This is a genomic window from Streptomyces sp. NPDC001536 (assembly GCF_042894505.1).
In the GTDB taxonomy this organism is placed as follows: domain Bacteria; phylum Actinomycetota; class Actinomycetes; order Streptomycetales; family Streptomycetaceae; genus Streptomyces.
Map to the genome: position 1 here is coordinate 387,081 of NZ_JBIAVQ010000002.1, position 12,329 is coordinate 399,409.

The window sequence follows — 12,329 nt, forward strand, 5'->3', positions numbered from 1 at the left end:
CGGAAGCGACGAAGACCTGCCGACCTCCCGGCCACGACCTGAGAGACCGTGACCGCCGGGCCTCCGAGAGGAACACCTCCCGTGCCTGTCAACCGCTCAACCTTCCTTCGCCGCGGCGTAGCCGTGGTCGCCGCTCTTCCGCTGCTGGCGCTCGGCGCCTGCGGGTACGGGTCGGACTCCAAGGACGACGACAGCTCCAAGGCGAAGGTCGCCGCCGGGGCCGAGAAGATCGACGGGCTCGACTCCGTCAAGATCGGCTACTTCGGGAACCTGACCCACGCCACCGCGCTGGTCGGCAACCAGCAGGGCTACTTCCAGAAGGCGCTGGGCGCCACGGAAGCGAAGTACCAGGTGTTCAACGCCGGTCCCTCCGAGATCGAGGCCCTCAACTCGGGCTCCATCGACATCGGCTGGATCGGCCCGTCCCCGGCGATCAACGGCTACACCAAGTCCAAGGGCACCAACCTGCGCATCATCGGCGGTTCGGCGTCCGGCGGTGTGAAGCTCGTGGTCAACCCGGACAAGATCAAGTCCCTGAAGGACGTCAAGGGCAAGAAGATCGCCACCCCGCAGTTGGGCAACACCCAGGACGTGGCGTTCCTCAACTGGATCGCGGACCAGGGCTGGAAGGTCGACGCGGAGAGCGGCAAGGGCGATGTCTCGGTCGTCCGCACCGACAACAAGGTCACCCCGGACGCCTACAAGTCCGGCTCCATCGACGGCGCCTGGGTGCCGGAGCCGACCGCGTCCAAGCTGGTCGCCGAGGGCGCGAAGGTGCTGCTCGACGAGGCCGACCTGTGGCCGAACAAGGAGTTCGTGATCACGAACATCATCGTTCGGCAGGACTTCCTCAAGGAGCACCCGAAGGCCGTCGAGGCGGTCCTGAAGGCGTCGGTCGAGGCCAACAAGTGGATCAACGCCAACCCGGACGAGGCCAAGGCCGCGGCGAACAAGCAGCTGGAGGCGGACTCCGGCAAGGCGCTCCCCGCGGACGTCCTGGACCCGGCGTGGAAGTCCATCCAGTTCACCAACGACCCGCTGGCCTCCACCCTCAACACCGAGGCGGAGCACGCGGTCAAGGCCGGTCTGCTGGAGGACCCGCTGCTGAAGGGCATCTACGACCTGACGATCCTCAACAAGGTCCTCAAGGCCGAGGGTGAGAGCGCGGTCGACGACGCCGGTCTCGGCGCGTAGCAACCCCTGATCCCGAGAGTCCCCAGGAGGTGACGACCATGGCCACCACGATCGCCAAGGCCGAACCGGCCGAGTCAGTCGAGTACGCCGCCCGCATCGAGCACGTCTCGAAGTCCTTCGCCGGGCCCGCCGGGCAGCAGCTCGTCCTCGACGACATCACCCTCGATGTCGCGCCGGGCGAGTTCGTCACCCTCCTGGGGGCCTCGGGCTGTGGCAAGTCCACACTGCTCAACCTGGTCGCCGGTCTCGACGACCCCAGCGCGGGCAGCATCAAGACCGACGGGCGTCCTGCCCTGATGTTCCAGGAACACGCTCTGCTGCCGTGGCTGACGGCGGGCAAGAACATCGAACTCGCCCTGAAGCTCAGGGGAGTTCCGAAGAGCGAGCGGCGCGAGAAGGCCGAGTCGCTGCTCGAACTCGTGCGGCTGACGGGAGCGCACGGCAAGCGGGTGCACGAGCTGTCAGGTGGTATGCGCCAGCGTGCGGCGCTGGCCCGGGCGCTCGCCCAGGAGAGCAACCTGCTGCTGATGGACGAGCCGTTCTCGGCGCTCGACGCCATCACGCGGGACGTGTTGCACGACGAGCTCACCCGCATCTGGCAGGAGACCGGGGTCTCCGTCCTGTTCGTCACGCACAACGTGCGCGAGGCGGTGCGGCTCGCGCAGCGCGTGATCCTGCTGTCGTCGCGCCCGGGCCGGATCGCGCGCGAGTGGACGGTCGGCATCCCGCAGCCGCGCCGCATCGAGGACGCGCCCGTGGCCGAACTGTCCCTTGAGATCACCGATGTACTGCGTGGGGAGATCCGCCGACATGGCCAGCACTGACACGACACCGGTCCAGGACACCGGGAGCGTAGAGGCGGGCCTCGACGCGCTGGACACCCAGGTCACCGGTCGGCCACCGTTTCGGCAGACCTTCCGCGAGAAGATCTTTCCGCCGCTCGTCGCGACCGCCGTGGTCCTGGTGATCTGGCAGGCGCTGATCTCCTTCGACATCGTCACCGACCCGACCAAGCTGCCCTCGCCCGGCGATGTGGCGACCGAGTTCAAGGACGCGTGGCTGGAGGGCAAGCTTCTCGGCTACATCTGGACCAGCGTCGAGCGCGGTCTGCTCGGCTTCCTGCTGGCGCTGGCGATCGGTACCCCGCTGGGTCTGATCGTGGCCCGGGTCAAGTTCGTGCGCGCGGCCATCGGACCGATCCTGTCGGGCCTCCAGTCGCTGCCGTCGGTGGCGTGGGTGCCGCCGGCCGTGCTGTGGCTGGGTCTGAACAACTCGATGATGTACGCGGTGATCCTGCTCGGCGCGGTCCCGTCCATCGCCAACGGTCTCGTCTCCGGCATCGACCAGGTGCCTCCGCTGTTCCTGCGGGCCGGCCGCACGATGGGCGCCACCGGCTGGAAGGGTGCCTGGCACATCGTCCTGCCGGCCTCGCTGCCGGGCTATCTGGCGGGTCTGAAGCAGGGCTGGGCGTTCTCCTGGCGCTCGCTGATGGCGGCGGAGATCATCGCCTCCTCGCCCGACCTGGGTATCGGTCTGGGTGCGCTGCTGGAGAACGGCCGCAACGCCAGCTCCATGCCGATGATCTTCGAGGCCATCTTCCTGATCCTGTTCGTCGGTATCGCCGTCGACCTGCTGGTCTTCAGCCCGCTGGAGCGGCGGGTGCTGCGCAGCCGCGGTCTGCTGGTGAAGAGCTGAGGTCACATGTACAAGAAGCCGGTTCTCCTCGTCATCGCTCACGGCAGCCGTGATCCACGGCACGCCGCGACGGTGCACGCCCTCGTCCGCCGGGTGCGCTCCCTGCGCCCCGACGTACGGGTGGAGACCGGCTTCCTGGACTTCAACATCCCCTCGGTCCAGGGGGTGTTGGAGTCGCTCGCGGCGGAGGGCGTCCGTGACGTGGTCGCCCTGCCGCTGCTGCTCACGCGCGCGTTCCACGCGAAGGCGGACATCCCGGCGGTCCTCAGGGACGCGCCGCCGCAGCTGCGGATCCGTCAGGCGGAGGTGCTGGGTCCGTCTCCGCTCCTGCTGTCGGCTCTCGAACGGCGGTTGTACGAGGCGGGGTTGACGCCCGCCGACAAGTCCTCGACCGGGGTCGTACTGGCCTCGGCGGGGTCCACGGACCCGGAGGCGATCGCAGTGATCGCAGAAATCGCGCGGGAGTGGCGGCGCACCGGTTGGTGTGCCGTGCGGCCTGCGTTCGCCTCCGCCGCGTTGCCCCGTACGGGGGATGCGGTGCGGGAGCTTCGTTCCCTGGGCTGCGAAAGGGTCGCCGTCGCGCCGTACGTCCTCGCTCCCGGCTTCCTGCCGGACCGGATCGCGCGGGGCGCGGCCGAGGCGGATGTGCTTGCCGATGTGCTCGGGCCGTCGCCGGAGGTGGCGCGGGTGTTGTTGGAGCGGTACGACGAGGCGCGGGTTCCGACACTGGCGGTCGTCGGCGCGTAGTCGGCTGCGGGCCGGTGGGGGCTGGTCGCGCCCACGCGGCGGAGCCGCAAATCGATACAGCCCCGCGCCCCTGGGTAGGTGTCCTCCAGGCCCCTTCAACGGCACAGGTCGTCTCCGAGCCGCGTTCGCGCATACCGTACGACCCTCCCGCTGCGCGTCTTGCTCAGCAGTCCCGCGTCGTACAGCACCGCCAGATGCTGACTCACCGCGCCCGGAGTGACGTTCAGGCGATGGGCCAGCTCCGTCGTCGAGGCGGGTTCCGCCAGAAGCAACAGGAGTCTGGCTCTCGGGCGGCCCAGCAGGCGTGCCAAGGCGTCGTCCGTGACCGGGGGTGGTTCCTCGGAGAGGGTGGCTCGGCCTCGGGCCGGGTAGACCAGCGTGGGTGGGCGGTCGGGGTCGATCAGGGGCTGGGCGCCTCGGGCGAACATCGTCGGGAGCAGTACCAGGCCGCGCCCGGCGATGCTGGTGTCGCCCCACGGGGCCTGCTGCATGAAGTCCTGGGTGGACAGCGTCAGTCGGCCGTCGGTCCAGGAGAGCCGCCGGTCGAGGTCCTCGAACATCGCGCCGGCCCCGTGCTCCGCCAACACCCGCCCGTAGTGGGCCAGATCGGCCTCCAGGATGCTCTGCACGCGGGGCCACCAGTCGGCGACCAGGCAGGTGTGCCAGTAGGCGGCGAGTGCGTCCGCGATCCGGGTGCGGAAGGCCTCGGGTTCGGCGAGCCCCCGGGCGACGATGGGCGGCAGCGCGTCCTCGGTCCGGTAGGCGGCACGGAAGTCGGTCTCCAGGACGTCCGAGGGGGTACGGCGGATCCGGTCCAGTTCGTCGGCGAAGGCGGGGCGGGCCCGGTCGGGGCGCGGGGTGAGGAAGTCCGGTACCCACAGCCAGGGGGTGGTGAGGGCGGTGAGGAGTTCGTGATCGAGGGCTTCGAGGCGGGGGCGCATACGGCGCAGCCACGGCCGGTGGTGCGGAAAGCGGGCCGGGTCGTGCAGACAGCGCAGCGAGAACACCGCCTCCTGGAGCGGGGAGTACGCGAAGGAGGTGGTGGCGAGGTCGCCGACGGCGAAGCGGAACTCGATCATTGAGCGCCACGCTAAATCATTGTCGGCGCGCCCCGGCCGCCGGGTGGGATGTCCGCATGACCACGACACCCGCCGCCGTGCCGGCCTCCGCCGACCAGGAGCTGCGTCCCTCCCGGCTCCCCACCGACCCGACGCTGCGCCGCGCAGCCCTGCTCACCGCCGTCAACTCCCTCGGCAACGGCCTCTACTTCCCGCTCGGCGTCCTGTACTTCACCCGTGTCGTCGGCCTCGACGCGACCTCGGTGGGGCTCGGGATGACGGGCGCGGGCCTGGTCGGTGTGGCGGCCGGGGTGCCGGCGGGGCGGGCCGCGGACCGGTGGGGTGCCCGGCAGGTGGGGGCGTGGCTGTGGGCCGGGACGGGGGTGGCGACGGCCGCGTACGTCCTGGTGCAGTCGTACGTCGGGTTCCTCGTCGCGGTGGTCTGCGCGACGGGGCTCCAGATGGCGAGCCGCGGGGTGCAGGGCGCGATCTACGCCGATGTGCTGCCCGCGGCGACCCGGGTGGAGGCGCGGGCCTATCTGCGGATGGTGACGAACGTCTTCATGGGCGTGGGCGGCGTGTTCGGCGCGATCGCCCTCCAACTCGACACCCGCGGCGCCTATATGACGGTGATCGTGGTCAACGCCCTGTCGTTCGCGGGCCCCGCCCTGCTGCTCCCCCGGCTGCCGCTGGCGCCGCACGCCCTGGCGCGGACGGCCCACGCGCCCGACGCTCCGGCCGCCGACCGCTGGCGGGCGGTGCGTGACCTGCCCTTCCTCGCGGTGACCGTGCTGAACGCGATCCTGGTCGCGCAGTACACGCTCAGCGAGGTCGGGTTGCCGCTGTGGATCGTCGAGCGGACCGAGGCACCGCGCTGGACGGCGGCCCTGCTGATGATCCTCAACTGTGTGCTGGTGGCCCTGCTCCAGGTGCGGGTGGCCCGGAGCGCCGCCCAAGTCCCCAGCGCGGTACGGGCGATGGGCTTCTCGGGTCTGCTGCTCGCGGCGGCGTGCGCGGTGTACGCGCTGTCCGCGGGCCTCTCCCCGGTGTGGGCGGTGCTCGCGCTGAGCGTCGGCGCGGTGGTGCAGGTCTTCGCCGAGGTGCTGTCGGCGGCGGGTGGCTGGACGCTCGGCTACGAGCTCGCCGACTCCCGTGCGCACGGCGTGTACCAGGGGGTGTTCGGGGCGGGCATGTCGGCGGGCATGATGGCCGGCCCCGCGCTGGTCACGGTGACCGCGATCCAGCACGGTTCGGCGGGCTGGGCCGTGCTCGGCGTCCTGTTCGCCGCCGCGGGGCTGGCGGTGGCACCCGCCGTGCGCTGGGCGCGGCGCAACGGCGAGTGGCGCGGCGACAAGAGCTGACGTACCGCTGTTCCGGTCCTCAGTGCTCCGTCTCGTCGGCCAGCCGCACCAGCTCGTCCACCGGCATCGACCCCGCCGCCCGGCGCTCCCGAGCGAAGGTGTTGGCGAGGCGCTGGAGCAGGTCGTTGAGCGGGGTGGGTACGCCGTGGAGGCGGCCGAGGAGGGCGATCTCGCCGTTGAGGTAGTCGGCCTCGATGGTGCCGGTGGCGCGGGTGAGGGACTGCCAGGAGGAGCCGCCGCCGCGGGGCATGCCGTGGAGGGGGACCTGGAAGACCTTGTCGCCGCGCACCGCCTTCTGCTCCTCTACGCCCGCGTACGGGATACCGGCCGCGTCGAGGACGGCCGCGCCCTCGCTCTTCACCCGTTCGAAGAGCGCCACCGCCTCGGGGCTCTCCACGGGCCCGGTGACGGCCTCCAGCGCGTTGCCGAGGTTGGCCAGCAGCTTGGCGTACTGCCAGCGCGCCACGTCCGGGGTGACCGGCGCCTCGAAGTGCGACTTCTCCAGGTCGGCGGCGACCAGCCGGGCGGTCTCGTCGGTGCCGTGCGGGTACCGGCCGAGGTGGAGGATGCCGGTGAGCGGGCTGCCGGCGGCGCTGACGACGCCCGGTTCGATATAGGTGCAGGGCAGCCACACGCAGACGCCGTACACGTGCCGGAAGACCCGCAGGGCGAGCCGCTGGCTCTCCACCCCGTTCTGGGCGCAGAACAGCGGGAGCCGCTCGGCCGCCGTGCCGCCGCCCGCGACCGGTGCCGGACCCCACGCCTGGAGGGCGGCCGCGCTGTCCTGGGTCTTCACGGCGAGGACGAGCACGTCGTCGGCGCGCAGCTCGCCGAGCCCGGCGGGCCCCTCGACGACCGGCAGCCGGTACGTCAACTCCCCCTCCGGCACCCTGAGCCGCAGCCCGCCGTCCTCCAACGCCGCACGATGGGCGCCGCGCGCGACCAGGACGACCTCGTGCCCCGCCCCCGCGAGCCGCCCACCGATCGTGCCGCCGACCGCCCCTGCTCCGATGATGATGTAGCGCATGGGACGAGCCTCGCACGCTTGACCTTGCCCTTGGGTAAAGGCCGAGTGTCATCGCCCATGGACAGCTATCTGCACCAGACGCCGTACAGCGACCCGGGAGACCTGGACTTGGGCGGCCTGCCGCGCGATCCGGGTGAACTCGCCTTCCTGGTACGGGATCTGATCATCCATCGGCTGGAGGGACCGCGCTTCGGGTACACCGTTCCGGCAGAACGGCTGCACGAGGACGCCGAGTCGCGGTACGTCACCGAGATCCTGCGGATCCTGCGCGCACGCCGGGACGCGCCGCTCACCGAGGCGCGGGCGCCGCAGGAGCGGTTCGTGGGCACGTGCCGGGACTTCTCGCTGCTGCTGTGCTCCCTGCTGCGGGCGACCGGGACGCCCGCGCGGATCCGCGGCGGCTTCGCGACGTACTTCGTGGAGGGGTTCCACGAGGACCACTGGGTCACCGAGTACCGGCTGCCGGAGGGGAGTTGGCGCCTCGTCGACCCGCAGGTCGCGCATCCGTCGTACGACATCCCCTTCGACCCTCTCGACGTGCCGCGTGACCGCTTCCTGCCGGCGGCGGACGCCTGGCGGGCCTGCCGCGGTGGGACGGCCGATCCGGCGACGTTCGGGTTCTGGAGCGTCGCGGGGCTGAGGGGGCTGTGGCTCGTCCGGGCCCGGTTGCTTCAGGATCTCGCCGCGCTGAACGGAGTGGAGCCGCTCCCCTGGGACGGCTGGGGCCCCCGGCAGATCATGGACGACGCGAGCCTCACCGCGGAGGACCTCGCCCTGATGGACTCGGTCGCCGCGGGCGAGGTGCCCGACGGGATGTCGACCGTGCCGGACACGATCACCTCGTACACCACCTACGGCGGCGTACGGCAGGTCACTCTGCGGCGGTCATCTCCACCAGCTTGACGACGGTGTTCCAGTTGCGGGTGGTGGCGATCAGGCCCTTGTTCACGCGCGGCTTGGCGAGCTGCTCGGCCAGCTTGGAGCGGCCGAGGCCGTTGGGTGCGTAGAGGTACAGGGCGCGGTCGCCGAGCTTGAACTCCTCCGGGAGGAAAGCGGGTTGGTCGATGGCGGCGAAGCGGTCCGTGTCGACCGGTTCGGAGAAGTAGGTGACGTGGAGCTGCTTGGCCTCCAACTCGGCCGCCGGGTAGGGGCAGTTGTCGGCGATGGCGGCGAGGTAGGCGTGGTCGCGGACGAGCACGTCGACGGAGAAGCCGAAGTGTTTCTCGATCGTCCCGGCGAGCTCGGCTGCGAGGGACTCCTCGTCGCCGTGGTCGGCGGTGAAGACGGCCTGGCCGCTCTGGAGGTAGGTGCGCACGCTGTCGTGACCCAGCCCCTCCATCAGTGTGCGCAGCTCCGCCATCGGGACCTTCTTGGCTCCGCCCACGTTGATCCCGCGCAGCAGTGCCGCATACGTCGTCGTCATGCGCCCCACCCTAGGACGGCCTACTGACATCGCGGCACCGCCGATAGATGTAAGGGTCACCCTCCTCCCCAGTGGGGAGGCGCCGTTGGTCCGAGAGAAGGAGCTGCTCACCGGGACCTCACCGGGCAGCACGACGAGATGCCTTTATCCGCCCCATACCTTCGAAACGAAAGGTGGCGGCAGGGGGTCGCCATCGCACTCAAGGGGGCAAGCCCGTCATGGGGAACGGAGAAACACGCGTGCGGGGCCTCGCGGCCCGGGCCGGCGGCTGGAGCGCCCGGCATCGCTGGGCAGCGGTCGGCATCTGGGTGCTGTTCGTGGTCCTGGCGATGGGACTCGGTTCGGCGGCGGGCCGGGTCGACGTCGACGAGAGCGAGGGCCTGAAGGGCGAGACGCACACCGCCGCGACGATCATCAAGGACGCCGACATCGACGAGCCGGCCGGTGAGACGGTCCTCGTCCAGGCGAAGGACAGCGGTCTGAAGGCCACGGACGCCGACTTCCGGGCCGCCGTGGACGCGGTCGTCAAGGCCGTCGAAGCGACCGGCAAGGTCACGGACGTCCAGTCGCCGTACACCGCCGACACGATCTCGAAGGACGGCCGCAGCGCGCTGGTGCAGTTCGACATGCGCGGCGACGCGGAGACCGCGGCCGAGCGGGTCGAGCCGGTGCTGAACGCGGTCGAGAAGGTCCAGCAGGAACACTCCTCGGTGCGGATCGAGGAGATCGGCAGCGCCAGCATGCAGAAGACGTTCGACGACGCGTTCGGCGACGACTTCAAGAAGGCCGAGTACTCGGCCCTGCCGGTGGCCCTCGGCATTCTGCTCGTGGCCTTCGGCGCGCTGGTGGCGGCCCTGGTGCCGGTGCTGCTGGCGATCACCGCGATCATGGCGACGATGGGTCTGATGGGCATCGTCAGCCATGTGATGCCGATGGGCGATGTCGCCAACTCGGTGATGCTGCTGGTCGGTCTGGCCGTCGGCGTCGACTACTGCCTGTTCTATCTGCGCCGGGAGCGTGAGGAGCGCGAGGCCGGCCGGGACGCCCAGACGGCCCTGCGGATCGCCGCCGCCACCAGTGGCCGCGCGATCATCGTCTCCGGTGTCACGGTGTGTGTGGCGATGGCGGGCATGCTGTTCACCGGGATCGCCGACTTCGAGGCGATGGGCCTGGCCTCGCTGATCGTCGTGGCCGTCGCCATGGTCGGCTCGGTGACCGTGCTGCCGGCGGTGCTGTCGCTCCTCGGCCACCGGGTCGAGAAGGGCAAGATCCCCTTCCTCCACCCGGAGAGCCGGCTGCGCCGCAACCGTGGCCGCGCCAGCCGGGAGAGTCGGTTCTGGACGACCGTCCTCGGTGGCGTGCTGAAGCGGCCCATGGTCTCGGTCGTCGTCGCGGCCGGTGTGCTGCTCGCGATCGCGGCACCCGCGGTCGGCATGAAGACCCAGAACCTCACGCTGGACCAGGAGTTCGGCGACTCGCTGCCGATCGTGCAGACCTACGACCGGGTCAACGAGGCCTTCCCCGGCGGCTCGGAGCCCGCCGAGGTGATCGTCAAGGCGGACGACATCAACGCCCCGGAGGTCACCGACGCGCTCGCCGCCTTCAAGCAGGAGGCGATCGCCTCGGGCGCCTCGCGCGGCCCGGTGGAGATCAAGCTGCACGACGCGCAGAACCTCGCCTTCGTGTACGTCCCGCTGGTCGGCGGCTCCGATCTCGACAAGGCGGGCGAGAGCCTGGTGAAGCTGCGGGACGAGGTGCGGCCCGCCACGCTCGGCAAGGTGGACGGCCTTGAGGCGCCGATCACCGGGCAGGTGGCCGGTTCGAACGACTTCAACGACCAGCTGACCGGCGCGGTCGTCCCGGTCTTCGCGTTCGTCGTGGTCTTCGCCTTCCTGCTGATGCTGCTGTCGTTCCGCTCGCTGACGATCGCGATCACCTCGATCGTGCTGAACCTGCTGTCGGTGGGTGCGGCGTACGGCATCCTCGTCGCCGTCTTCCAGCACGGCTGGGGCGCGGGTCTGGTCGGCGCGGAGGGCGTGGGCGCCATCATCAGCTGGCTGCCGCTGTTCCTCTTCGTGATCCTGTTCGGCCTGTCGATGGACTACCACGTGTTCGTGGTCTCCCGGATCCGCGAGGCCCGGCTGCGGGGCCGTACGACGAAGGACGCGATCCAGCACGGGGTGGTCACCACCGCCGGTGTCGTCACCAGTGCCGCGGTCATCATGGTCGCCGTGTTCGGGATCTTCGGCACCCTGTCCATGCAGTCCATGAAGCAGATGGGTGTGGGCCTGGCGGCGGCGGTGCTCATCGACGCGACGATCATCCGGGCTGTGCTGCTCCCGGCGGTCATGGCACTGCTCGGTGAGCGCAACTGGTATCTGCCGAAGTGGCTGAACCGGCTGCCGGACCTCACGCACGACGAGGCGCCGGAGGCGGTGCTGGAGTCGTCGCGGGACGACGAGGGTGATCGCGTCCCGGTCTGATCCCGCCCGAGAACCGCAGGGCCCGTTGGCCACAGGGGAGCCAACGGGCCCTGCACCATGTCCGCGGCTCTCGGGCGAACTATCCCTGGCGTGCGGGCAGTTCGGCCTCGATGAGGTCGGCGGCCCGCTTCGTACCCCCTTCTCCGGCCATCTCGGTCTGGATGCCCTTCAGCTTCCGTGCCACCTCGGGGTCGTCCACGAGGGCCAGGGCGGTGGTCCTCAGGGTCTCGGCCGTGGCCTCCTCGGTGGGGATGTGCCGGGCGACGCCGAGCGCCTGGAGCATGTCGGCGTTGCCGAACTGGTCCACGGCCTGCGGTACGGCGATCATCGGCGTGGCGGTCGCCAACCCCTCCTGGCTGCCGCCGGCGCCGGCGTGGGTGACGAACAGGTCGGCCTGGCGCAGGATCGCCAACTGCGGGACCCAGGAGCGCACTTCGACGTTTGCGGGGATGTCGCCCAGTTCGGCCGGGTCCACACTCCTGCCGATCTGGAGCACCAGATGCCAGCCCGGCAGGTCACCGAAGGCCTTCAGGCACTCCCGGTAGAAGCCGGGCTGCTTGGTGAAGGACGACCCGAGCGACACGAGCGCCACCTTCTCGGCGCCGGCGGGCCGCTGCCAGTCGCCCTCCGCGCCGCGGTCGCCCTGGCAGGCGCCGACGAAGCTGTGCACGGTCTCGTCGACGCGGTCGGCGTTCGGTTGCAACGCCTTGGGGATGAGGACGATCGACCGGGCGGGCCGCCCGACGAAGGGGTCGGGGTGCTCGGTGATCCCGTTCTCCTCCAACCAGGCCTGGAAACGGGCGTAGTAGGCCTGTCCGCGCTCGGTCTTCTTCGGCTCCGCCCACATCGGCTCGGCGACCTCCTCCTCGTAGCCCTCCCAGGCGACGAGGTTCGGCGAGAGCGAGACGGCGGGCACGCCCCAGCGGTGGGCGAGGACGCGGGCCGGGTACGAGGTGATGTCGTGCACGACGAGATCCGGCTCGTCCCCGTCGTACGCCTCGATCAGCTGCGGCAGCGCCTGGATCGCGTCGGCGAGGAACGGCTCCACATTGTCGAGGAGCGTGGTGCCCCACGCCTCCGGGTCGGCGCCGGGGCCGGGCAGGGTGGAGTTCCAGAGCCTGGGCTCGGCGCCGGTCTCGGCGACCTTCTCCGCGAAGGCCGGCGGGATGGCGTAGGTGACGCGGTGGCCGCGCGCGACGAGCTCCCGGATCACTTCCAGGCTCGGGTTCACGTGGCCGTGGGCGGCGATGGAGAACATGGCGATGTGTGCGGGAGTGGTCATGCCGTCGACATTAAACGAGACGAGACGTCTCGTGCAACTTGTTTCGGCGGGGTTCTGGA

10 protein-coding genes and 1 pseudogene are annotated in these 12,329 nt (G+C 70.6%); 7 read left to right on the forward strand and 4 right to left on the reverse strand.

Annotated elements, in window-relative coordinates; all coding sequences use genetic code 11:
• The first annotated feature begins 81 nt into the window (after positions 1-81).
• The 4 genes from ACFY0U_RS06930 to ACFY0U_RS06945 are packed head-to-tail and all read left to right on the forward strand — an operon-like array spanning position 82 to position 3,636.
• Entirely contained in the window at positions 82-1,194 is a 1,113-nt protein-coding gene (locus ACFY0U_RS06930) for an aliphatic sulfonate ABC transporter substrate-binding protein (RefSeq protein WP_388631365.1), read from the forward strand.
• A gap of 38 nt (positions 1,195-1,232) precedes the next feature.
• Positions 1,233-2,018, forward strand: a complete 786-nt coding sequence (locus tag ACFY0U_RS06935) for an ABC transporter ATP-binding protein (RefSeq protein WP_388631368.1) — start codon at positions 1,233-1,235, stop codon at positions 2,016-2,018.
• On the forward strand, positions 2,005-2,889 hold the full coding sequence (locus ACFY0U_RS06940) for an ABC transporter permease (protein ID WP_388631371.1): 885 nt from the start codon (positions 2,005-2,007) through the stop codon (positions 2,887-2,889). Before ACFY0U_RS06935 ends, ACFY0U_RS06940 begins: the two co-directional genes overlap by 14 nt.
• A gap of 6 nt (positions 2,890-2,895) precedes the next feature.
• The gene (locus tag ACFY0U_RS06945) at positions 2,896-3,636 is read left to right on the forward strand and encodes a sirohydrochlorin chelatase (RefSeq protein WP_388631373.1); all 741 of its coding nucleotides are present in this window, start codon (positions 2,896-2,898) and stop codon (positions 3,634-3,636) included.
• 95 nt (positions 3,637-3,731) lie between these two features.
• On the opposite strand, the gene ACFY0U_RS06950 is transcribed toward ACFY0U_RS06945, so the two are convergent.
• Complete coding sequence (locus ACFY0U_RS06950; protein ID WP_388631376.1) at positions 3,732-4,715, reverse strand: DUF5937 family protein; 984 nt, start codon at positions 4,713-4,715, stop codon at positions 3,732-3,734.
• A gap of 56 nt (positions 4,716-4,771) precedes the next feature.
• Here ACFY0U_RS06950 and ACFY0U_RS06955 point away from each other — a divergent pair, with 56 nt between their 5' ends.
• Complete coding sequence (locus ACFY0U_RS06955; RefSeq protein ID WP_388631379.1) at positions 4,772-6,055, forward strand: MFS transporter; 1,284 nt, start codon at positions 4,772-4,774, stop codon at positions 6,053-6,055.
• 19 nt (positions 6,056-6,074) lie between these two features.
• On the opposite strand, the gene ACFY0U_RS06960 is transcribed toward ACFY0U_RS06955, so the two are convergent.
• Positions 6,075-7,082 carry a ketopantoate reductase family protein gene (locus tag ACFY0U_RS06960; protein WP_388631381.1) on the reverse strand — a complete coding sequence of 336 codons (1,008 nt, stop codon included), beginning with the start codon at positions 7,080-7,082 and terminating at the stop codon, positions 6,075-6,077.
• 57 nt (positions 7,083-7,139) lie between these two features.
• Between ACFY0U_RS06960 and ACFY0U_RS06965 the strand changes: the two genes are divergently transcribed.
• Positions 7,140-7,985 carry a transglutaminase-like domain-containing protein gene (locus ACFY0U_RS06965; RefSeq protein WP_388631384.1) on the forward strand — a complete coding sequence of 282 codons (846 nt, stop codon included), beginning with the start codon at positions 7,140-7,142 and terminating at the stop codon, positions 7,983-7,985.
• On the opposite strand, the gene ACFY0U_RS06970 is transcribed toward ACFY0U_RS06965, so the two are convergent.
• Positions 7,954-8,505 (reverse strand): DUF1697 domain-containing protein, encoded by a 552-nt coding sequence (locus ACFY0U_RS06970; protein WP_388631386.1) that lies wholly within the window; start codon positions 8,503-8,505, stop codon positions 7,954-7,956. The genes ACFY0U_RS06965 and ACFY0U_RS06970 overlap by 32 nt on opposite strands.
• 218 nt (positions 8,506-8,723) lie before the next feature.
• Here ACFY0U_RS06970 and ACFY0U_RS06975 point away from each other — a divergent pair, with 218 nt between their 5' ends.
• Positions 8,724-10,988: an MMPL family transporter gene (locus tag ACFY0U_RS06975; protein WP_388631389.1), complete on the forward strand. Its 2,265-nt coding sequence runs from the start codon at positions 8,724-8,726 to the stop codon at positions 10,986-10,988.
• Positions 10,989-11,067: 79 nt separating this feature from the next.
• Here ACFY0U_RS06975 and mgt read toward each other — a convergent pair.
• Positions 11,068-12,307 (reverse strand): annotated as a pseudogene (mgt, locus tag ACFY0U_RS06980) (macrolide-inactivating glycosyltransferase).
• Between the last annotated feature and the right edge of the window lie 22 nt (positions 12,308-12,329).